This window comes from Butyrivibrio sp. AC2005, from assembly GCF_000424145.1.
Taxonomy (GTDB): domain Bacteria; phylum Bacillota; class Clostridia; order Lachnospirales; family Lachnospiraceae; genus Butyrivibrio.
In genome coordinates, this window is record NZ_KE384138.1 from 106,561 (window position 1) to 127,542 (window position 20,982).

At 41.3% G+C, this 20,982-nt stretch carries 22 protein-coding genes; 3 read left to right on the forward strand and 19 right to left on the reverse strand.

Annotation, left to right across the window (positions count from 1 at the left end):
- Nucleotides 1-11: 11 nt before the first annotated feature.
- From G602_RS0120515 to argC, 5 genes are all read right to left on the reverse strand, one after another.
- A complete protein-coding gene (locus G602_RS0120515; protein ID WP_044933159.1) occupies nucleotides 12-1,196 on the reverse strand; it encodes an aspartate aminotransferase family protein in 1,185 nt (394 codons plus the stop codon).
- Nucleotides 1,197-1,263: 67 nt separating this feature from the next.
- Nucleotides 1,264-2,154 carry an acetylglutamate kinase gene (gene argB / locus G602_RS0120520; protein WP_026660693.1) on the reverse strand — a complete coding sequence of 297 codons (891 nt, stop codon included), beginning with the start codon at nucleotides 2,152-2,154 and terminating at the stop codon, nucleotides 1,264-1,266.
- A 40-nt stretch (nucleotides 2,155-2,194) separates the two neighbouring features.
- The gene (gene argJ, locus G602_RS0120525; protein WP_026660694.1) at nucleotides 2,195-3,418 is read right to left on the reverse strand and encodes a bifunctional ornithine acetyltransferase/N-acetylglutamate synthase; all 1,224 of its coding nucleotides are present in this window, start codon (nucleotides 3,416-3,418) and stop codon (nucleotides 2,195-2,197) included.
- Nucleotides 3,419-3,439: 21 nt separating this feature from the next.
- Nucleotides 3,440-3,889 carry a GNAT family N-acetyltransferase gene (locus G602_RS0120530; RefSeq protein WP_026660695.1) on the reverse strand — a complete coding sequence of 150 codons (450 nt, stop codon included), beginning with the start codon at nucleotides 3,887-3,889 and terminating at the stop codon, nucleotides 3,440-3,442.
- 60 nt (nucleotides 3,890-3,949) lie between these two features.
- Nucleotides 3,950-5,005, reverse strand: a complete 1,056-nt coding sequence (argC, locus tag G602_RS0120535; protein WP_026660696.1) for an N-acetyl-gamma-glutamyl-phosphate reductase — start codon at nucleotides 5,003-5,005, stop codon at nucleotides 3,950-3,952.
- Between the two features lie 299 nt (nucleotides 5,006-5,304).
- On the opposite strand from argC, the gene G602_RS0120540 reads away from it, so the two are divergent.
- Together G602_RS0120540 and G602_RS27765 are read left to right on the forward strand one after the other, a co-directional pair.
- Complete coding sequence (locus tag G602_RS0120540; RefSeq protein WP_026660697.1) at nucleotides 5,305-6,528, forward strand: argininosuccinate synthase; 1,224 nt, start codon at nucleotides 5,305-5,307, stop codon at nucleotides 6,526-6,528.
- Nucleotides 6,529-7,649: 1,121 nt separating this feature from the next.
- Nucleotides 7,650-8,462, forward strand: a complete 813-nt coding sequence (locus G602_RS27765) for an Rpn family recombination-promoting nuclease/putative transposase (RefSeq protein WP_049945374.1) — start codon at nucleotides 7,650-7,652, stop codon at nucleotides 8,460-8,462.
- 96 nt (nucleotides 8,463-8,558) lie between these two features.
- Here G602_RS27765 and G602_RS0120550 read toward each other — a convergent pair whose 3' ends face one another.
- From G602_RS0120550 to G602_RS0120565, 4 genes are all read right to left on the reverse strand, one after another.
- Nucleotides 8,559-9,317, reverse strand: a complete 759-nt coding sequence (locus G602_RS0120550; protein ID WP_026660698.1) for a hypothetical protein — start codon at nucleotides 9,315-9,317, stop codon at nucleotides 8,559-8,561.
- Nucleotides 9,318-9,357: 40 nt separating this feature from the next.
- Nucleotides 9,358-9,651: a DUF1294 domain-containing protein gene (locus G602_RS0120555; RefSeq protein WP_026660699.1), complete on the reverse strand. Its 294-nt coding sequence runs from the start codon at nucleotides 9,649-9,651 to the stop codon at nucleotides 9,358-9,360.
- 65 nt (nucleotides 9,652-9,716) lie between these two features.
- Nucleotides 9,717-10,823, reverse strand: a complete 1,107-nt coding sequence (locus G602_RS0120560) for a S66 family peptidase (RefSeq protein ID WP_049945375.1) — start codon at nucleotides 10,821-10,823, stop codon at nucleotides 9,717-9,719.
- 66 nt (nucleotides 10,824-10,889) lie between these two features.
- Entirely contained in the window at nucleotides 10,890-11,372 is a 483-nt protein-coding gene (locus tag G602_RS0120565) for a DUF5721 family protein (RefSeq protein WP_026660702.1), read from the reverse strand.
- 228 nt (nucleotides 11,373-11,600) lie between these two features.
- Here G602_RS0120565 and G602_RS0120570 point away from each other — a divergent pair, with 228 nt between their 5' ends.
- Complete coding sequence (locus G602_RS0120570) at nucleotides 11,601-12,437, forward strand: DegV family protein (protein WP_026660703.1); 837 nt, start codon at nucleotides 11,601-11,603, stop codon at nucleotides 12,435-12,437.
- A gap of 215 nt (nucleotides 12,438-12,652) precedes the next feature.
- Here the strand turns inward: G602_RS0120570 and G602_RS27770 are convergent, their stop codons facing one another.
- The 10 genes from G602_RS27770 to ispF all read right to left on the reverse strand — a co-directional run bounded on the left by G602_RS27770 (nucleotide 12,653) and on the right by ispF (nucleotide 20,961).
- The gene (locus G602_RS27770) at nucleotides 12,653-13,843 is read right to left on the reverse strand and encodes a lysozyme inhibitor LprI family protein (RefSeq protein ID WP_049945376.1); all 1,191 of its coding nucleotides are present in this window, start codon (nucleotides 13,841-13,843) and stop codon (nucleotides 12,653-12,655) included.
- A gap of 151 nt (nucleotides 13,844-13,994) precedes the next feature.
- Nucleotides 13,995-14,351 (reverse strand): Hpt domain-containing protein, encoded by a 357-nt coding sequence (locus tag G602_RS0120580; protein WP_049945377.1) that lies wholly within the window; start codon nucleotides 14,349-14,351, stop codon nucleotides 13,995-13,997.
- Between the two features lie 179 nt (nucleotides 14,352-14,530).
- Nucleotides 14,531-15,601, reverse strand: a complete 1,071-nt coding sequence (prfA, locus tag G602_RS0120590; RefSeq protein ID WP_026660705.1) for a peptide chain release factor 1 — start codon at nucleotides 15,599-15,601, stop codon at nucleotides 14,531-14,533.
- A gap of 146 nt (nucleotides 15,602-15,747) precedes the next feature.
- Nucleotides 15,748-16,626, reverse strand: a complete 879-nt coding sequence (gene prmC, locus G602_RS0120595) for a peptide chain release factor N(5)-glutamine methyltransferase (protein ID WP_026660706.1) — start codon at nucleotides 16,624-16,626, stop codon at nucleotides 15,748-15,750.
- Nucleotides 16,627-16,722: 96 nt separating this feature from the next.
- Nucleotides 16,723-17,685 carry a DUF1385 domain-containing protein gene (locus tag G602_RS0120600; RefSeq protein WP_026660707.1) on the reverse strand — a complete coding sequence of 321 codons (963 nt, stop codon included), beginning with the start codon at nucleotides 17,683-17,685 and terminating at the stop codon, nucleotides 16,723-16,725.
- An 84-nt stretch (nucleotides 17,686-17,769) separates the two neighbouring features.
- Nucleotides 17,770-17,979, reverse strand: coding sequence for a 50S ribosomal protein L31 (gene rpmE / locus G602_RS0120605; RefSeq protein ID WP_026510726.1), 210 nt, complete (start codon nucleotides 17,977-17,979; stop codon nucleotides 17,770-17,772).
- A gap of 125 nt (nucleotides 17,980-18,104) precedes the next feature.
- Entirely contained in the window at nucleotides 18,105-18,725 is a 621-nt protein-coding gene (gene sigH / locus G602_RS0120610; RefSeq protein WP_026660708.1) for an RNA polymerase sporulation sigma factor SigH, read from the reverse strand.
- Nucleotides 18,726-18,969: 244 nt separating this feature from the next.
- Complete coding sequence (gene rlmB / locus G602_RS0120615) at nucleotides 18,970-19,809, reverse strand: 23S rRNA (guanosine(2251)-2'-O)-methyltransferase RlmB (protein WP_081676104.1); 840 nt, start codon at nucleotides 19,807-19,809, stop codon at nucleotides 18,970-18,972.
- A 91-nt stretch (nucleotides 19,810-19,900) separates the two neighbouring features.
- Nucleotides 19,901-20,371 carry a Mini-ribonuclease 3 gene (locus G602_RS0120620; RefSeq protein ID WP_081676105.1) on the reverse strand — a complete coding sequence of 157 codons (471 nt, stop codon included), beginning with the start codon at nucleotides 20,369-20,371 and terminating at the stop codon, nucleotides 19,901-19,903.
- 26 nt (nucleotides 20,372-20,397) lie between these two features.
- Nucleotides 20,398-20,961: a 2-C-methyl-D-erythritol 2,4-cyclodiphosphate synthase gene (ispF, locus tag G602_RS0120625; protein WP_026660712.1), complete on the reverse strand. Its 564-nt coding sequence runs from the start codon at nucleotides 20,959-20,961 to the stop codon at nucleotides 20,398-20,400.
- Nucleotides 20,962-20,982: the final 21 nt, after the last annotated feature.

A 20,982-nucleotide genomic window follows, 5' to 3' on the forward strand; every position in this document is an offset into this window, starting at 1 on the left:
CTCTCTGATGATTATTTCGGAAGATTTGGCTCCAATATGCTGATCATGTCATCGACATCCTTTTTCGTGATAACAAGCGGAGGAATAAAGCGAATTATATTTGCTCCTGCATTTATCAGGATAAGTCCGTTTTCAAGAGCTTTATTAATTATCTCTCCAACAGGACGGTCAAATTCCAGTCCCTGCAAAAGACCACTTCCTCTGCGGTCTACGATGCAGTCATAACGTGATTTTAATTCTTCAAGCTTCTCCTCCAGATAAGCTGAAACCTCTCTCACGTTATCTATTATATGGTTAGTATCGAATAAATCAAGGACTTTGTTTATTGCTGCACATGCCAGAGGATTTCCGCCGTAGGTTGTGCCGTGATCCCCTGCTACAAGCGAATTCTGTCCCACTTTTTCAGTCATAAGAAAAGCTCCTACAGGTACTCCGCAGCCAAGTGCCTTCGCTGTTGTCATGATGTCAGGTTTTACGCCGAATTTCTGCCATGCATACATATATCCTGTTCTTCCCATTCCACACTGAATCTCGTCAAGAATAAGAAGAATGTCCTTTTCATCACAAAGCGCTCTTACATTCTTTAAAAACTCTTCAGTTGCAGGATATATTCCACCCTCACCCTGTACTGTTTCCATTATTATTGCAACCGTCTTGTCAGTTACCTGCTTTTTTACGCTCTCAAAATCGTTGTAGGTGGCAAAACGGATATGGCCGATCATGGGCTGAAATGCTTCTCTGTAATGCGCATTACCTGTAACGGATAACGCACCGAAGGTTCTGCCGTGGAAAGAATGATTCATGGCGATTATCTCATGATCCGTTCTTCCATCCTTTAAAAAGCCGTATTTGCGGGCAGCCTTAAGAGCACCCTCAACAGCTTCAGCTCCGCTGTTTGTAAAAAATACTCTGTCCATGCCTGAGATTTCTTTCAGCTTGCGGGCAGCTTCAATAGCAGGAACATTATAATAATAATTTGAAGTATGTATCACCTTATCAATCTGATTTTTCAGGGCATCATTGTATTCCTTGTTGCCATAGCCAAGGGCAAATACACCTATTCCGGATACAAAGTCGAGATAACTTTTGCCATCCAGATCGTAGAGATGAACTCCCTCTCCCTTATCAAGCACTACCTGATACCTGTTGTATGTATGCAGAAGATCGCGTTCTGCCTCATCTATATATTCTTTCATTGTGCTCATCTTTTCATCCACCTTTTCGCTTTTTAATTATAGAAAGGAATTGCTCATTCAATACAGATCATTCCTGGTTTTCATCATCATCTGCAACAAACATGGTTCCGACACCCTTGTTGGTAAAGAACTCCAGCAGCAGGCAGTGCGGAATTCGTCCGTCAAGAATATGGACTCTGTGAACGCCCTCTTTTACTGCACTTGTACAGTTTGCAAGCTTGGGAAGCATTCCACCTCCGATATTACCGCTTGCAATAAGCTCGTCCACTTCAGAGCAAGTGAGTCTTGAGATAAAGGTTGAGGGATCGTTGATATCCCTGTATACACCCTCAATATCAGTCAGGAAGGCAAGCTTCTCTGCTCCTACAGCCTTGGCGATTGCACATGCCGCATCATCAGCATTTATATTAAAGGTTTCAAAATTTTCATTCATTCCGACAGGTGCAACTATAGGAAGGTAGTCGTTATCCATAAGGTCATAAAGGATCTTGGGATCCACCTCTTCAACATCACCTACAAAGCCTATGTCCTGACCGCCCGAAAGCTTCTTCTTTGCACGAAGAAGTCCTGAATCCTTGCCGCTTATTCCGATTGCCTTAACGCCAAGCTCCTGAACCATTCTGACAAGACATTTGTTCACTTTGTTGAGGACCATCTCAGCTATCTCCATGGTCTCCTCATCGGTCACGCGAAGTCCGTTTACAAACTCTGCTTCTTTTCCGACCTTTCCAACCCATTTGCTGATAGCCTTTCCGCCGCCGTGAACAATTATGGGTTTGAAGCCTACGAGTTTAAGAAGAGTAACATCTTTTATGACGTTCTTCTGGAACTCCTCGCTCTCCATAGCACTTCCGCCATACTTAACCACAATAATCTTGCGATTGTACTTCTGAATATAGGGCAGCGCCTCAATAAGCACCTCCGCCTTCTTTAAAACTTCCTGCATATCGTTGTCCATGGTCTTTTCCTCCTTCGATCTAAGGGTTTCAACTGCCCTGTTATGAGCGGTAGTCAGCATTTATTTTTACATAGTCATAGGTGAGGTCACATCCCCAGGCTGTTGCTTCCTCTGAGCCTGTATTCATATCCACAACAGCAATGACTTCTTCCTCTGAAAGCACTTTTGTAGCATATTCTTCATCAAAATTCTGAGGCTCTCCTTTTTCGAACAGGAGCACACTTCCTGCCTTGCTCTCAATGGAAAGTGTTATCTTTTCGGGATCAAAAATGACTCCAGAATAACCAAGAGCACACAGGATACGGCCAAAGTTGGCATCATGTCCGTAGATCATGGCCTTTGTAAGAGATGAACATATAACTGATTTTGCAAGTGTTCTCGCATTATCCTTGGTATCCGCATTTTTGACATATGCAGTGAAAAGTGCTGTAGCACCCTCTCCATCACCGGCAAGCATTCTTGCCATTTCCTTACATATAGTGAAAAGTACTTCAACAAATGTGTTATAGTCATCATTCATCTCAGTGATTTCTTCGTTGCCCGCATCACCGTTAGCAAGGATCATAAGTGAATCATTTGTGGACATATCTCCGTCGACAGAGATCATATTATAGGTGTCAACGACAACAGTCTTTAATGCCTTTTGCAGCAGATCATGAGAGATTGCGACATCAGTTGTTACAAAAGAAAGCATTGTGCACATATTGGGATGAATCATTCCAGAGCCCTTGGCAAGTGCTCCGATTTTACAGGTTTTCCCGTCAATCTCAAACTCATAAGCCATCTGCTTAGAATGAGTATCCGTTGTCATTATTGCCTCAGCGGCACCGGTACCTGCTTCTTCAGAATCAGATAACTGCGGAACCATCTTGGCAATTCCGTTTTTTATAGCCTCCATGTTCATCTGCATTCCGATAACTCCGGTAGATGCTACAAGAACAGAATTTTCAGGAAGTGACAAAAGATTTTCAACCTCTGCTGCAGTATCGGCACATATCTTTTTTCCCTCCTCGCCTGTACAGGCGTTGGCAATTCCTGAATTTCCCACAATAGCATGAACAGGACCTATTCCGCTGCAGATTTCCTTATCCCACATTACAGGAGCTGCTTTTACTACGTTACTTGTAAAAACACCTGCTGCTGTACAGGGTGATTCACTATAGATCAGCATCATGTCCTTTCGTCCCTGATACTTTATATTCGCTTCAGTACTTGCAGCCTTGAAACCTTTTGCCGCTGTAACACCACCATTTATACGTTTCATAGCTTATCTCCTTTTACTCTGTCAGTCCTTTTTAACAAACTCCGTAAGGTTATTCTCATTTAATGTAAAATCGTAGTAGTTCATGTCTGAACGAAGTGTCCAGTTCATCCTCTGCCAGAAAGCATTCCCGACTTTATTAGTCACAAATGCATTGAGACAGACCTTGTTGATTTTTTCTTCCTTAAGGCGCTCTATACAGAACTCCACCATTCTTTTGCCAATTCCATGACGTCTGTAGTCCTTATTAACACATACATGGTAAAAGCAGGCTCTTCTTCCGTCATGTCCGCACAGGATAGCTCCAACTATTTTGTTGTCCTCTATATCAACGGCACATGTGTTTGGATTTCGTTTTATAAACATCGATATTCCGTCATATGAATCATCCAATGTTCTTATTCCGAATCCCTCAATTGAATTCCACAGTGCAAAAACTTCTTCATAATCTTCTATAGTCATTGTACGTACCATGACCTACGCCTCCGAAAATGTTTAATAATTCAGGTCGTAAAGAACCTCGCAGGATCCTCATCACGGGAATGCAGGAACAAAATCAAGTCCCATAGCCTCATCGAGTCCAAACATAATATTCATATTCTGAACTGCCTGACCTGCTGCACCCTTTACAAGATTATCGATGGCACCCATCATGATTATGCGGCCTGTACGCTCATCGATTTTAAATCCGATATCAACATAATTACTGGTCTCAACCCATCTGGTCTCAGGGTAAACTCCATCGGGAAGAAGTCTGATAAACTTCTCATCCTTATAATACTTTTCATAAGCAGCTCTGATGTCACCGGCATCAGGAAAACTTCCGTCCGCATTTTTCACAAGAGATGCATATTCAGTAGCAAGTATTCCGCGATTCATTGGAATGAGGTGAGGTGTAAAATTGATGGTGATATCCTCATCAGCTGCGTATCCAAGCTGCTCCTCAATCTCAGGAGTATGTCTGTGGTTTGCAACTCCGTAGGGCTTAACACTCTCATTTACTTCGCAGAAAAGGTTAGCTGTTTTCGCTCCTCTTCCTGCTCCGGAGGTTCCGCTCAGTGCATCCACAATTAGTGTATTAGGATCAATCAGTCCTTCCTTTACAAGTGGATATGCAGTAAGGATTGAGCAGGTTGTATAGCAGCCCGGATTGGCAATAAGCCTTGCCTTCTTTATATCATCCCTGTTTATCTCACAGAGTCCGTATACCGCTTCATTAATATATTGAGGTGACTTATGCTCTATTCCGTACCACTTCTCATAGATTTTCACATCCTTTAATCTGAAGTCAGCCGAAAGGTCGATTATCTTTACTTTATTTAAAATCTCATCATTAACAAGTCCTGCGCAAAGTCCCTGGGGTGTTGCAGTGAAAATGACATCCACCTGCTCTGCAAGCTCTTCCATATTATCATCGAGACATTTTGCATCTACTATATTAAAGAAGTTTCCGTATACAGAACTGAATCTCTCATCTATATAGCTTCTGGATCCGTACCATACTATTTCTGCCTGGGGATGAGAATATATCAGTCTTGCTATCTCAGCTCCCGCATATCCTGTTGCACCAATAATTCCTACCTTGATCATTACCATGCCTTCCTTCTTTGTATATTTAGGAAAAGTTTCTGCATCTTATTTATTTAATTATGCATGCAGAAGAATAATTTTATTCAACGTTTCCCTGCAAAAAATATTATATGCTTTGCAACTCAGTATAATCAACAAAACATTTTTATGCAAGCATTATTTATATTTATGCATAAAATGTTTATTTTTTAAATTTTTATGCATAAAACTATTGCAATTACAAAATTGATGTTGTATATTCCTTTTAAATCAAAAAAATCAATCAAACAACAAAGCGTAACGCATTAAAGGAGGAAGACATGGCTAAGGATAAGGTTATACTTGCATACTCGGGAGGACTTGATACAACAGCAATCATCCCGTGGCTTAAGGAGAATTTTGATTACGAAGTAGTTTGTGTATGTATAGACTGCGGACAGGAAGAAGAGCTTGACGGACTTGAAGAGAGAGCAACAAGCTGTGGCGCTTCCAAGCTTTACATATTAGATGTTATCGATGAGTTCTGTGATGAATATGTAGTTCCCTGTGTTCAGGCTCATGCCGTATATGAGAACAAGTATCTGCTTGGAACTTCCATGGCTCGTCCTCTCATCGCCAAGAAGCTGGTTGAGATTGCAAGAAAAGAAGGTGCTGTTGCTATCTGCCACGGCGCTACAGGAAAAGGAAACGACCAGATCCGCTTCGAACTTGGTATCAAGGCTCTTGCTCCCGATATCAAGATCATCGCAGCATGGAGAAATGACAAGTGGACAATGGATTCCCGTGAATCAGAGATTGAATACTGCAAGCAGCACGGAATCAATCTTCCCTTCTCTGCTGACAGCAGCTACAGCCGTGACCGCAACCTCTGGCATATCTCCCACGAGGGACTTGAGCTCGAGGATCCCGGACAGGAACCTAACTTCAAGCATCTCCTTGTTCTTGGCTGCACTCCCGAGGATGCCCCCGATAAGATGACAGAAGTTACAATGACCTTTGAGGCCGGTGTTCCCAAGTCAGTTAACGGAAAAGAGATGAAGGTTTCAGATATCATCCGCACTCTGAACAAGCTCGGCGGTGAAAACGGAATCGGTATCGTAGATATTGTAGAAAACCGTGTTGTAGGTATGAAGTCCCGTGGAGTATACGAGACTCCCGGTGGAACTATTCTTTACGAGGCACATCAGCAGCTCGAGGAGCTTATCCTTGACCGCGATACATATACAATGAAGAAGGATATGGGCAACAAGTTTGCAGATCTCGTATATGAAGGAAAATGGTTCACTCCTCTTCGCGAGGCTGAGCAGGCATTCATCGAGTCAACTCAGAAGTATGTAACAGGCGAAGTAAAGTTCAAGCTTTATAAGGGCAACATCATAAAGGCAGGTACTACTTCACCCTACTCACTCTACAATGAGTCAATTGCATCCTTTAAGACAGGTGACCTCTATGACCACCACGATGCAGAGGGCTTCATCAACCTCTTCGGACTTGCATGCAAGGTTCGTGCAATGAAGATGCAGGAAGTTGAGAAAAATAAATAATATAGAATAATAAACACCATGCCCCGCATATACTGTGTAAGTCCTCGTTCTCGTTGCAAAAGACGCAGAATCGAACGAGGACTTACACAGTATATGTGGGGCATTCCTTTATTATAGACTACTATCCAATGCTTAATAATTTATCTCATTCTTTTTTAGTTTATCTCATTCATTTAGCTTGTACTGGTTGATGGCATAGATTTGCTGCTTTTTCCTCAGAAGAACAGGAATCATATTAAGCCAGGTTCTCGCTTGAGCACTGTATGTCCTACCAACTGACGTATCCTTGCGTGGATTTCCGCTTTTCGCGTAAGAAGTCATGTTTTAGAAGAAACTTTGTTACGTCAAAAAAAGCTTTTCCGAGAGAATTGATTTACCTCTAAAAATGGGTGTTATGCCAAACTGCTGATATGCTCGCGAATAGACGTAACTTTTTGAGGCAGTACATTCCCGCGAGCCAGGGGAATTCAGTCAATGAAGGCTCAAAAGCAGGTATTGGTCTACCGTGAAATTAGAGCAATATACCAATGAGATACTATCAGTATTAATAGACGTAAAATACATAGAATAAATAATTTTCCATCTCTAGGCATTTACGTCAACAGGAATCAAAATTCAAATGTTGATTTACCGGTCAAATTTTTGCTTACGTCTATATTCAAAATTGTTCGCGAGCAGACTTAACACCAGCAGGAACTATAATCCCGCAAGCCAAAACACATCAGTCTAAAAGTGCAATAATGAATTTGTTGGTCTACCATTAAAATATCGATTACGTCACTACAACCAGAATATAAAATATTGATTGAGTTGCGGGACATTGTCCGAAGAAGAAAAGTATAGTCGCAAACAAGCTTAGAAATAATAAAAATCTATATTTCTCCAATACTTACATTCATAAATTCAAAGTAACCTCGAATATATCTTTAAGTTCCTTAAGAAAATCTTAAGTTGTCATCTAACTTTCCAAATGTTATCATAACTTTCGCATATTACATGCATCTTGTTTATCTTACGCAGATACTTCTTCTGCAGGATTTCAAAACGCAAAATTTTATTAAAACAAGTCGAAATCCGTGGTCTTATGCACTCTTTTCGGCTACAATGAAAGGAGAAAAAAATTGAACGAAACAGAAACAAATTATGAGGAGCTTACGATAACCAACAACTTTATTTTTTGTAAGGTTATGCAAAGCAATCCTAATCTATGCAAGCAGCTCGTAGAGCTCATCACCGGCAGAAAAATATGCCACATGGTAGGTCTTAATGGTGAACAGACCATAGAAATAACACCGGACGGTAAAGGGATTCGCCTGGATGTTTATTTTGAAGATGATAGTTCCGTCATGTATGATATTGAAATGCAAGTGGAATCTAACAAGAATTTAGCCCGAAGGTCTCGTTTCTATCAAAACATGATGGATTCACAGGCGTTGGATAAAAATGCTGATTACCTACAGTTGATGGATAGTTATGTTATATTTATTTGTCCATTCAACATTATTCCGGAAGCCGGTTATCATCTGTATCACTTCAGACCAAGAGCTGATGAGGATGCATCTATGGTTTTAGAAGATGGAACTTCAAGAATCTTCGTCTGTGCCAAAGGAACAAAAGATGACGTTTCAGATGAAATGAAGGACTTTTTAAATTACCTTAGTGGCAAGCTTGCAAACAGTCCGTTAACCAGTCAGCTTGATGATGCAGTTAAACTCGCTCGCATGAATAAGAAATGGAGGGTTGAATATATGTTATCCAAAATTGATATTGATGTTTTGAAGGGTGAATATGAGCGTACTATTGCTGAAAAAGATAATGAATTAGCTGAAAAGAATACTGAATTAGCTGAAAAGAATACCGAATTAGCTGAAAAGGATGCTCGAATAGCAGAACTCGAAGCGCTTTTGGCGAATCTTACCCAAAAAGATAATTAGTCACAAATTTCAAGTTGAAAAGGGACGATTCTATCTGACTGATGTCAAACAGAATCGTCCCTTATACTTTTCCATAAACAGGTAGAAACTATGTAATTATCCTTCCGTATTTTTCTTCACAGCAAGGCGTCTTCTGATTTCCTTAATATTGCCTCTGTATGCAAAGGCAACCTTTATTTTCTTTTCATTACTCATGAGCACCCAGCCAAACCCCTCATCCTTGATGTAGTTGACGTTTATAAGTGCATTCTGGGATATGGGGCATACGGAATCAAAAATCAGACACTGCTCATAGAGATTAAACATATCACCGATTACATCCAGCTGTCTGTCCTCTGTGAAGTATACGGTAAACTGGTGCTCTCCTATCATTTCAGCGCAGATAATGTCCTCCTGCTTTGCATAAAAGGTCTCGGTCTCACCGCGAAGCTCGAGCGTGGGAACAGGGTCGCCAATGCGGTTTTCACATTCAGTTAGGATATCTTCCAGTTCCTTGACCTTGATGGGCTTATCCAAAAATAAAAGCCTGTCATAGAGTCCTGCCTCCTTGGCAAGCTTTCTGTAATCATGCTTTCCCGAGCACATTACCACATTTTTTATTCCGCCTACTTCAAAAAGAAGCTTTGTCACATCCATTCCATTCTTAAAATGACTGTTCTCAGATTCAGGCTCTGTCATATCAACAAAAATAATGTCATAGCGCTGTGGAAATCTCATGAGTGCTTCTATATTGCCATACAGATCAGTGTAAAAATGCTCTTTTCCTTCCTTCTGATATCTGTCAGACTGCCTTTTTAAAAGCCGCTCTGTCTGCTTTCTGTCTGCTATATTGTCATCAAAAACCGCTATATGCATTTTTCTTATAACCCCAAAAATCAAAAATTAGTATCAGACATCACCTAAACAAAACTTCCACCGGAGACATTTTTATAGCCACAACAATGCCCACCTGTATAAGTAATATCACAGGCATTCCTACTACAAAGTACCAATGTCTGGTCTTATGTCTGAAAATATACATTCCAAGAATGCTACCGATGCTTCCTCCCATCAAAGCCAAAATAAAAAGAATGGATTCCGGTGTCCTAAATGCATTCCTTTTGGCCTTTCTCTTGTCACTCCCCATGGCAAGAAAACTTATAACATTTATTATTCCAAGATAAGTTAAAATTAATTCTAATGAGTTCATAAAAAGTATTCTAACTGATAAAAACCTGCCGCGCAATAAAGCATGACAGGTTTTTAATATAAACCTTAATCAACATATACGAGCTTAAGGTCGTTGCCTTTTGCAGTAACCCTTGCTCTGGCCCCCATAACTACAGGAAGCATAGGATCGATATGTCCGATATCGGCATCCATTATTATCGGTACTCCAAGCTCTCCCACCACATCTGTAACTGCGTTGAAATGATCAGCTCCCATCATCTCCTTATTAAATGCAGTGAGCGGTCTGCCAATAACAAAGCCTCTTGCATTCTCAAACCAGCCTGCCTCTCTGAAATTCCACATAGCTCTTCGATAGCTCATGGGAGTAAGGTCACAGGCCTCAAGAACCCAAATAATATCTTTATATTTCTTATTAAATTCCTTCATGTTGTCAAAGCGTGTTCCTACCATATTCGCAAGAACATCTACGCAGCCGCCAAGGATAATACCCTGCATGGAAATTTCATCGTCAGCTCCTGCCTTAACTGCTTTTTTGCCATCACATATATAACTGGTCAGTACTTTTTCGGAATTGTAATTATATGGGATATCAAAATTAAAAGTGGTGTAATCAATTTCCACACCATCCCCGCCATTTCTGTCAGCAGTTTCAGACTCAGCTTTTTCCTTTTCAGGATCCACAAACTGCCCATATCCTGAGAACTCCTTCTTAATTCCCTCTAAAAGAGCCATAGCATCAAATTCCGGCTCCTCCCACTTTTTGGAAAAACCTGAGATGCAGGGACCATAAATCCCCTGAACTTCAGCTATGGTTACCAATGGAAATATAAAGTTTGTGTTATCGGAGTAGCCCATATACCACTTAGGCTTTTCATCCTTAAGTGCTTCAAAGTCCACGTGGGTTATTGTCTCATTCATCAGCTCCCCACCACCTGCAGAGACAATTGCATCTATATCGCTTCTCTTATAAAAATCCACAAGCTCGGCAGCAGCCACCTTAGGATCAGTGTTTATGCCTATTCCGTCATTTTTAAAAAGTGTATCGCCCTCGATAATCTTATAGCCACGATTCTCAAAATTCTTCTTTGAAAAAAAGTACATCGAGTGATATGGCTCACTTGAGGGTCCAAAGGAAGGTGCTGTAATTCCAATGCTGCATCCGGGTTTAATGTAATCAGGTCTTTTAATCATACGCTTACTACTCCTCCTATATATTTTTTTGCCATTAGTACCATGATTCTTTAAACGACCAACTCCTCAAAGTTCTTCGTATTCAAGTCCGACTGTACTAAGGAATCTCTTTACATACTCATCCCAGTTTTTTTCATAAGACTTATCCAATGTAAATCCCGACAAAGCCGCTCCGGTGGTGATGGTGATATGTCCTTCCGAAAATCTGATAATAAATACCAATGACGATACAACCGCTGAAAGCTCTGCCTCCAAAAGCTCGTCCTTTTTTTCAGGGGTAAGACATAATATAAATTTGAAGGAAACCGGCGTATGCTTTCCCTTTATCAGTTCATAGCATACAGGTCTGAGGTTTTTCCAAAAAGAGAGTTCATATTCCTGTCTGTCAGCGTCCTCCTCACCATAGAATTCTTTATTCACATGGCCGTCTATAGTGAAAGTATTGGCCGTACGGAGCTCTGCACTTTCGATCAAAAATGTATCGAATAATTCCGATGTCAAAAGCGCAGCCATAAATTGTCTGGTATTAGATATTTTCAGTGCAATCATTTACAAAATTCCTTTTAGGTACTAAATCATATTAGTCCATTATACAATAACAGCCGTTGATTAAGTGCGTTTTTTTACTAAGAGAGGATAATTTCTGACCGCTCGTTTATTTACCCATATTGCTTTTCATGCTAGAATATGTCGTATATAAAACTACATGTTTCGGCTGCTTTTTCGGACCAGTGTCAAAAAACGTCGAAGCGGTCAAACCGGAGGATTTTTCAGAATATGAGTTATAAAATTGTTGTCGATAGTTGTACTGATTTGCCGGCAGAATACCATACAGACAAACGTTTTGAAATCATTCCGCTGATTCTTCAGATAGGCGATTATACAGTTCTTGATGATGAGAATTTTGATCAGCTTGATTATATCAGAAGAGTCGCTGAATGCGAGACCTGCGCTAAGTCAGCATGTCCTTCACCGGACAGATACAAGAGAGCCTATGAGTGTGACGCAGATGATATCTATGTGGTAACTCTTTCATCAAAGCTGAGCGGCAGCTACAACAGTGCCATTCTTGCAAGAGATATTTACCACGAGGACATTGGAGAAAAGAACATACACGTTTTTGATTCCTTATCAGCATGCTGTGGTCAGGCAAACATTGCTTTCAAAATAATGGAATGTGCTGAGGCGGGACTTCCCTTTGAAGAAGTTGTGGAAAAGGTTGAAGCTTACCGTGACGGTATGGACACCTACTTCGTTCTCGATTCACTTGATACTCTAAGGAAAAACGGAAGACTTACCGGAATGAAGGCCATTGTAGCTTCCACGCTCAATATCAAGCCTGTCTGCTACGCCATAGAAGGTGAAATCGCTCAGTGGGGACAAGGTGTGGGAATGCGAAAAGCGCTTATAAAAATGACTGATCTCGTTGCAAAGCGCACTGTAAATCCCGAAGAAAAAAGACTTATGATCACTCATATAAATTGTTATGAGCGAGCTGAAGTTGTAAAGAATCTTATTCTTTCAAAGATAAGTTTCAAGGATGTCATTATTGTTGACGGCGCCGGTGTTGCAACCACTTACGCCGGTGATGGCGGTATCGTAGTAACCTGCTAATTTATTGTATAAGTACGCCCCGTATGTATATATTCATCTCCAACCTCATTGTAAAGAACACAAGAATCGGTTGGATCTGAATATATACATACGGGGCTCATTTTATTCCATGAATTTACTTTTTCATCTCTAACTTCTGCTTCATTGCAGAGATTCAAGGAGCCGTTGGATATTAACAAACATATCCAGGACACATTAAAAGTAAAACAAAATTTTTAGAATACGAATTTGAATTCGTATACTTCACCCTTTTCCAGGAGTCCACCATTTGACTCAGTAATTTCAAGAGAAGCGCCGCCCCATCCATAGCGGATTATTCCCTTGGTTTTTTCATCATAGCTTGTGAAAACAAGGTCATCTCCGCTCTTTTCAACAGTGCCTTCCACGTTTCCAAGTCTGAAAATAGAAATGATTCCTTCATATCCGGATTCAAAGCTTTCCTTAATTATGAGTGAACTGTATACATCATTTGTTCCCTGATTATCCACATATTCGCCGCAAATACCGCGTTTGGGAAGTGTAATTTCATCACCCTTCGCTTTTGCAAGTACTGATGCGAGATAATAGGATCTTGTTCTTGTCATATCTCTGGTGAGTTCGTTCACAAGCATAGGATAGATGCTTCCACCATCTTCGCTTCGGCCCAGAGTTTCAAGGATCACCTCTTCCTTCATGGCTATCCATTGTCTCTGTTCCTTTAGGAGATTATCCTTCTCAGCTCCTTTAAGAGTCTCGCTTATTCTGCTCCAAAGGCTGTTAATCTCCATATCCCATACAGCGTAGGACCAATATGAGGTCTGAGTCATCTCAGCCTGTGTTTCCGCAGCTGTACGTAAGCCCTCAAATCTATAATCTATCGCTTCAATACCGTTTAATTCCTCCTGAAGATTTTCCGAAGAGGATACAATTTGCTCAACGGCATCCTTTAATACAGGCTCATAATCATCAAAAACATCACCTGAAAGATCTAAGCTGTCAGCAATCGGATTGCTTGGAGCTTCAGTTGCATATCTGGAATCACCTGTATCCTCGGTAGAAGATTCTCCTGCGTCTGCTTCTGCATTCTGCTCATTATCAGAAGCATTTTCATCCGAAACATTCTCTTCCGTGATATCTTCATCTGCGCTTTTTTCACCTGTAGTTTTTTCATCTGTAGTTTCTTCATCTGTAGTTTCTTCATTTGCAGCAGCATTTGAATCATCAGCTTCCTGTGTTGTATCCGTGTTGTCTGCTGCCTCAGCTGTATCATCACCCTGTGATGTTCCGGGCTCTTCTATCACTTCTGCCTCAACCTCTGCGACTTCAGACTGATTTACTGCATCTGCCCTTTCCGAATCCTTTGTGGGAGTACAACCGCAAAGTCCTATCATAGCCACAACAAGGGCCATATAAACTCTTTTTTTCATACATTTATACCTCCATATAATTCAAAGAAACATTATACACGTAAAAAAGCTGACAGAAAAGCTTTTCCTCTTCCGTCAGCTATACTATCCATATTTTTATTCAAACTATATTTTAGCCTATAGCTTCCCTTTTTCTGAGAAAAGCGGAAAGCTATGTATACTTTTTCAAAATGCCTGTCAAATTTTCATAGGATACCTTGATTTTCTGGTAAAGCTCATCAGCGCCATCAAGAGACCCTTTTCTCAGAATCTCCGTGAGTTCAAGTACATCGTCCCGCATTCCGTTAAGAGCCAGATTACCTGTGACTCCCTTTAGCGAATGACAACCGGCAAAGGCTTCTTTTGCATCCTTTTTCTGCATGCCATATGTCAGATCCGAAAAACTCTTATCCTTTAAAAACTTAAACATAAAGGTCTCTATCAAGTCCTCATTTCCCATGAACCGGTCACTAACATCCTTCCAATCCACTCCCCAACCAATAAGTTCCTGCTTCATTTGTTCATTCATGCCAGCCTCCTATAAAAGGCAATCCTATTACACATAGTCCTCTTGTATCAATATGACCAACATTAACTGCTAACATAATTTTATCAACAACCATACCTCTATAAAAATTATATTTTACTAAAATATTTCTAAAATACAAAAGCGCTTAGCTTTTACACTAAACGCTTTACAAAAAAATCTTATTCACTCATGCCTGCAAGCTTCTCAGCCTGACTTGCAGTAGTCAATGCATCGATCAGTTCCTCAAGGTCACCGTCCATAATGGAGTCAATCTTATATAGTGTAAGATTGATTCGGTGGTCAGTAACTCTGCCCTGATGGAAGTTGTAGGTTCTTATTTTCTCTGATCTGTCACCTGTTCCTACCTGACTTTTTCTGAGAGAAGCCTCAGCATCATGAGCCTTCTGCATCTCCAGGTCAAACAGCTTCGCGCGAAGTACCTTCAGCGCCTTGGCTTTATTCTTTATCTGGCTCTTTTCATCCTGACAGGAAATAACAATACCTGTGGGGATATGTGTAAGTCTTACTGCAGAATCCGTAGTATTGACGCACTGTCCGCCGTTACCGGAGGCCCTGAAAACATCAAATTTGCAATCATTCATATCGATGTTTACTTCAACATCCTCTACTTCCGGCATAATTGCCACCGTAATTGTTGATGTATGAATTCGTCCACCTGACTCCGTTACGGGAATTCTCTGAACACGGTGTACACCACTCTCAAATTTAAGTCTTGAATATGCACCTGTTCCTGAAAGCATAAAGCTTACTGACTTCATACCACCGATACCCGTATCCTCGACACTCATAGTCTCTATCTTCCAGCCGTGTCTGTCGGCATATCTGGTATATACTCTGTACATATCCGATGCAAAAAGCGCAGCCTCGTCTCCGCCCGCACCGGCACGGATTTCCACAATGACGTTTTTATCATCATTAGGATCCTTGGGAATCATGAGTAGTTTTAGCCTCTGCTCTATCTCAGGCAGCTCGTTCTTTGCCTCTGACAACTCCTCGCGAAGCATCTCCTTCATATCCTCATCGGACTCAGCAGACAAAAGCTCCTCGCTATCCGCAATTGTTTCCTTGCACTTTTTATAATTATTGTATTCTTCAAGTATGGGAAGGAGATCACTCTGCTCCTTCATAAGTGCCCTAAAGCGGTTCTGATCCGATGCCACTCCGGGCTCTCCAAGCTCCATTGTTATGTCCTCATATCTGCGGACCATATCTTCTAATCTATCAAACATAATTTGCTCCTATTTCTTGCCCCTCATCCGTCAGCTTCGCTGCCACCTGTCTTCGCTCCGCTTCGGTCCGCGCTAAACAATCGTCCCCCGGACGATTAGCGCCCCCAAAGGGGGAAGGCTTTATGTTTATAAATCAATATTCACAGCTAATAGAAGCAACCACTGACCACTCTGTCATTGCCGCCAAGGTCCTTGATTACCTGAACATCCTTGTAACCATTCTGCTCCATAAGTTCCTTCACTGCAGGCCCCTGGTCATATCCGATCTCAAGCAACAAGTATCCGCTCTTATACAAGAGTTCCTTAGCCCCGGGAATAATTCTTCTGTAAAAAAGAAGTCCATCCTCACTTCCATCAAGGGCCATATACGGCTCATAGGTCTTAACCTCCGGCTCCAGGGTCTCAATCACAGCCGTGGGTATATACGGAGGATTAGATACGATAATATCAAATTTTATATCTGAGGTATTATCTTCGCTTTCAAATATTTTCGATAATTCTTCTTTATCAGGAAAAATATCTGCCTTAACAGCCTTGAATCTTTCACTCATTCCGAGCCTGGCAGCATTTTTCTCAGCAATAAGAAGAGCTTTCTCTGATAAATCCGTTCCAACCGCCCTGGTATCATTGGTATATTTTAAAATACTAAGAGCAATACATCCTGAACCCGTGCACAGATCAAGCATATTCATACCGTCATGGATATAACGAAGTGCCTCCTCTGAAAGCGTCTCCGTATCCTGATTCGGAATAAGGACATCACTCGTCACATCAAAATCGATGCCCATAAACTCACAGCTTCCAATGATGTAGGCAACAGGAATTCTCTCCATCCTCTTCCCAATCATCTCTCTGTAAGCAGAAACCTTACCATCCTCCACATCCATATCGCCATGGGACAGCAATGTATTATGATCGGTTCCACATACATGTTCCAAAAGAAGTCTCGCATCCAAAGAGGCTTCCGAAATGCCTGCGTTATTAAGTTTTTCCTCTCCCTCTTTAAAAAGTAATGCGTACTCCATCTCTTAATTCCTTAGCCTTCTACCTAAAGTAAACCTCTAGTGTAGTTGTTTTTATATTTCTCGACTATATTACTTAGATAAAAATCATATCTACTATCACTGAGCAAGATCTTCTTCATCCTCAAACTTGTAGCCAAAGGAGTCGGATAAAAATTCCTTCCAGTCAAAAACTGCCTCAACGGACTTCATCCCAACCTCTATCATCTCATCATCGGGTTCCTTGGTTGTAAGCATCTGAAGCAGTAATCCGGGTGCTGACAAAATTCTGAGAATGATGTTATTGCTTCGTCCGGCAAGTCTGATAATCTCATAGGAAATGCCTGCTATAACAGGAATAAGCGCTATCCTTATAAGTATTCTGAGTGGTATTGACTGAACTCTGATAAAGAAAAACAGAATAATACTCACAAACATTACAAACAAAAGGAAACTGCTTCCGCATCTCTTATGTAATCTGGTACTCTCCCTTACATTTTCAAGTGTAAGAGGCTTACCTCTCTCAAGGCAGTTTATGCACTTGTGTTCCGCTCCATGATATCTGAAAAGTCTCCTGATATCCTTCATACATGAAATAAGGAGTACATATACTATAAAAATCGCAATTCTGAGAAGTCCTTCAAGAAGTACCATAGCTGAATTATTCCTTATGTAACCGGAAAACAGCGAGCTTAAATAGTACGGAAGAACCATGAAAATTCCTATTGCCAGAGCAAAAGCTATTACCGTTGTAATGGCAGAAGCAATCTTCTCCTTACTCTCTGCAGCTATCGGATCCTTCGCCTTGGATATATCTTCCTCTCCAAAAAGAGAAGCTGAAAAATTAAGCGCCTTCATTCCAAGAACAAGCGAATCCCAAAATACAAACACACCACGTATGAAAGGAATATGTGACAAACCAAGACTCTCTGCTTTGCCAAGGTAGTGATCCACTTCAACAGCGATATCGCCGTCTTCCTTCCTTACAGCTACGGCATAAATATCCTTATTGCGCATCATAACGCCTTCAAGAACTGCCTGTCCGCCGATTCCGGAATAATGATTAATCTTTTTCTTCGCCATCTCAATTCTCCTGTTTTTTAGGCAATCATATGTGTTAAAAAAGAGGTTGAGGCAGCAGCCTCAACCTCTTAGCATTTCCAGTAATTAGTTGTTAGAAGTCATACCATACTTACGGTTGAACTTATCAATACGTCCGCGAGCAGCAGTAGCCTTCTGTGTTCCTGTGTAGAAAGGATGGCACTTAGAACAAATTTCTACGTGGATTTCCTTCTTTGTTGAACCTACTGTAAATGTGTTACCGCAGTTGCAGGTAACTGTTGCCTGATAATATTCGGGCTGGATATCCTGTCTCATCTTCTCACCTCTTTTATATCAATGATTCTTAATATTTTTCAATATTATACTTTAGTTACTAATACTGTTTTATCACAACAGCTCGTTTATTGTAGCATAATATATGCTTAATCGCAAGAACATTTTTAAATGTTGTTTACGTATTTTCTTATTTTATTCTTAAGACGTTGCAAAGCATTGTCTGTGGACTTCTCATCTCTTCCCAGTACTTTCGCGATCTGAGCATACCCCATTCCTGTCATGTGAAGCTCCAAAACGGATTTTTCAAAATCACTAAGTCCGTTTTCTATAAACTCCTCTATATCTCTGGTATTTTCTTTATCTATCATCATCGCTTCGGGATTTTTGTCATTTATATCCTCCAGCATCTGATCCAGAGAAAATTCCTTGTCCTCATCATGACCATCCATCTTGGCATAAAGGGAAATATAGCTGTTTAAAGGAGCGTGCTTTTTCCTGTTAGAGGCCTGAATAGCCGTGTACATCTGTCTTGATACACACAAATCCGCAAAGGTCCTGAAGCTGGCATCACGCCCTGCATCATAATCACGAACCGCCTTAAAAAGCCCAATCATGCCCTCCTGGATCAGATCATCCTTGTCTGCCCCAAGAATGTACATGGACGCAGCCTTGGTTCTTACCATGTCCTTGTACTTATTCATTATGTAGTCTGTCACATCTGACTCACCTTCGCGGAGCCTTGTTATAAGCTCCTCATCGGATTCATCTATGGATATTTTGGCCATGTATCCCCTCATCCGTCTGCTTCGCTGACACCTGTCTCCGTTCCACTTCGGTCTGCGCAAAGCCATCGTCCCCCGGACGATGTGCGCCCCCCAAGGGGAAGGCTTTTTTATATTATTGTCAGTCTCACTGACAAATTCCCTCACAGGTGTGTGAATGCTCTATATTATTTGTCAGTCTCACTGACAAATTCCCTCACAGGTGTGTGAATGCTCTATATTATTTATCTGCTTCGCTGACACCATTTTACTTTGTATAGCCACGCTGTCTTACAATTTCAAAACCGAGTACGCCAGCTGCCACAGATGCATTAAGTGAATTGATTTCACCCTTCATGGGAATGGCAGCGATCATGTCGCATTTTTCACGGACAAGCTTGCTGACACCGGAGCCCTCGTTTCCGATTACAAGGCCTATGGCACCCTTCAGGTCAAGATCATACATTGTTGTGCCATCCATGTCGGCACACACAAACCACATTCCGCGGTCCTTTAACTCCTCTATGGTTCTGGCCATATTGGTCACCTTTACAACAGGTGTGTAGTTAAGCGCTCCCGCACTGGTCTTAGCGACAGTTGCAGTAAGTCCTGCGGCGCGGTTTTTCGGGATTATCACACCATGAGCACCTGCAATATTGGCAGTTCTTATTATCGCTCCAAGATTATGAGGGTCCTCAATATTATCAAGCAGGAAAATAAAAGGCGCCTCACCTTTTTCCTCTGCAAGGTTAAAAATATCCTCAAGCTCTGAGTAGTCATAAGCAGCAGCATATGCAATAACGCCCTGATGCGCGCCTGTCGTGGATATCTGATCAAGCCTGTCCCTGTTAACAAACTTCATCATTATGCCGGCCTTCTTAGCTTCTTTTCTTATGGTAGCTATGGGGCCGTCCTGACAGCCATCAAGAATGAAAAGCTTATCGATTGTTCTGCCGCTTCTAAGCGCCTCTATCACAGCGTTTCTGCCCTCGATTGTCAGGGAATCAGCGGTTTCATTATCAAAATCTCTTTCAGATGATACTTCACCACGAGTCTTTTCTTTGAAGTGGTCTCTGTCTCTCTTATTTTTCTTATAATTTTCTTTCATTTATTGGTTCCTTTTTATAGATTATTGTTTTCTTGATGAAAATAAGAATGTAAGTATAATACCTTATTTCCGCTCGTATCGTTACATTTCCTTACAGCTCAATAATGGAAACGCCATCTTTTAATAATTCCAGAAGTCTTCCCATCTCACCCTTAAGATACAGATATCCGCATAAAGCTTCAAGTCCTGTAGCCTTTCGGTAGTCTGTAACACTCTGGTTCTTGGCGCTTGTATAGGATTTGGCATTTCTGCCTCTCTTGTATACTTCGCTCTCTTCCTCGGTGAGCTTTGGTTCAAGATATTCTATAATCTTAGCCTGTGCAGCAGCATTAACGTATTTTATTTTCATCTTGTTAAGCTGTGCTGCCGGTCTGTTGGCCTCCTGAACAACCATGCTTCTTATGATAATCTCATATACGCTATCCCCCATAAATGCCAGTGCAAGCGGACTGTAGCGATTCATAGGCTCGCCGGGAACATCAAAATTGTCCCTTATTATGCCTGCAAGATCAGGGCAGACACATTCACCGTCTGGTGCTATATTAACTTCATTTTCTTCCATATAATTCTCCGAACTAAGTAGTTGTTTTAGGATTGCTTAGCGCAGCCGGGGCAGGTCTCACAATTCCCCTGCGGAGCTTCTCCTGTCTGATAGGTCACATTTTTTGTGTAATACGCAATAGGACTTTCAATAAGACAAACTGCCTGCGCAGCAATTCCCTCTCCTGCACCTGTAAAACCAAGCCCCTCTTCAGTCGTAGCCTTAACACTTACCTGCTCCACATTTATTCCCAGTGCATCAGCAATATTCTGACGCATGGTGTCTATGTATGGTCTGAGCTTTGGCGCCTGACACAGAATGGTAGAATCTATATTTTCTATTAAAAAGCTGTTATCCTCGAGAAGTTTCCCTACCTCTGAAAGGAGCTTTAATGAATCCGCACCCTTATATTTTGGATCGGAATCAGGGAAGTGCTTTCCTATATCTCCAAGAGCTGCTGCCCCGAGGAGCGCATCACTTATGGCATGAAGAAGAACATCTGCATCTGAATGGCCGAGTAATCCCTTTTCATAAGGAATATCCACTCCACCAAGAATGAGTTTCCTTCCCTCCACCAACCTATGTACGTCATAACCTGTTCCAATATGCATAATAATTCCTTTCCGGACGTC

Coding starts and splice junctions, on each gene's coding strand:
- G602_RS0120515 (WP_044933159.1), bottom strand. CDS start 1,196: ATGAAAGAATATATAGATGAGGCAGAACGCGATCTTCTGCATACATAC.
- argB (WP_026660693.1), bottom strand. CDS start 2,154: ATGGACAACGATATGCAGGAAGTTTTAAAGAAGGCGGAGGTGCTTATT.
- argJ (WP_026660694.1), bottom strand. CDS start 3,418: ATGAAACGTATAAATGGTGGTGTTACAGCGGCAAAAGGTTTCAAGGCT.
- G602_RS0120530 (WP_026660695.1), bottom strand. CDS start 3,889: ATGGTACGTACAATGACTATAGAAGATTATGAAGAAGTTTTTGCACTG.
- argC (WP_026660696.1), bottom strand. CDS start 5,005: ATGATCAAGGTAGGAATTATTGGTGCAACAGGATATGCGGGAGCTGAG.
- G602_RS0120540 (WP_026660697.1), top strand. CDS start 5,305: ATGGCTAAGGATAAGGTTATACTTGCATACTCGGGAGGACTTGATACA.
- G602_RS0120550 (WP_026660698.1), bottom strand. CDS start 9,317: ATGCATATAGCGGTTTTTGATGACAATATAGCAGACAGAAAGCAGACA.
- G602_RS0120555 (WP_026660699.1), bottom strand. CDS start 9,651: ATGAACTCATTAGAATTAATTTTAACTTATCTTGGAATAATAAATGTT.
- G602_RS0120560 (WP_049945375.1), bottom strand. CDS start 10,823: ATGATTAAAAGACCTGATTACATTAAACCCGGATGCAGCATTGGAATT.
- G602_RS0120565 (WP_026660702.1), bottom strand. CDS start 11,372: ATGATTGCACTGAAAATATCTAATACCAGACAATTTATGGCTGCGCTT.
- G602_RS0120570 (WP_026660703.1), top strand. CDS start 11,601: ATGAGTTATAAAATTGTTGTCGATAGTTGTACTGATTTGCCGGCAGAA.
- G602_RS27770 (WP_049945376.1), bottom strand. CDS start 13,843: ATGAAAAAAAGAGTTTATATGGCCCTTGTTGTGGCTATGATAGGACTT.
- G602_RS0120580 (WP_049945377.1), bottom strand. CDS start 14,351: ATGAATGAACAAATGAAGCAGGAACTTATTGGTTGGGGAGTGGATTGG.
- prfA (WP_026660705.1), bottom strand. CDS start 15,601: ATGTTTGATAGATTAGAAGATATGGTCCGCAGATATGAGGACATAACA.
- prmC (WP_026660706.1), bottom strand. CDS start 16,626: ATGGAGTACGCATTACTTTTTAAAGAGGGAGAGGAAAAACTTAATAAC.
- G602_RS0120600 (WP_026660707.1), bottom strand. CDS start 17,685: ATGGCGAAGAAAAAGATTAATCATTATTCCGGAATCGGCGGACAGGCA.
- rpmE (WP_026510726.1), bottom strand. CDS start 17,979: ATGAGACAGGATATCCAGCCCGAATATTATCAGGCAACAGTTACCTGC.
- sigH (WP_026660708.1), bottom strand. CDS start 18,725: ATGGCCAAAATATCCATAGATGAATCCGATGAGGAGCTTATAACAAGG.
- rlmB (WP_081676104.1), bottom strand. CDS start 19,809: ATGAAAGAAAATTATAAGAAAAATAAGAGAGACAGAGACCACTTCAAA.
- G602_RS0120620 (WP_081676105.1), bottom strand. CDS start 20,371: ATGGAAGAAAATGAAGTTAATATAGCACCAGACGGTGAATGTGTCTGC.
- ispF (WP_026660712.1), bottom strand. CDS start 20,961: ATGCATATTGGAACAGGTTATGACGTACATAGGTTGGTGGAGGGAAGG.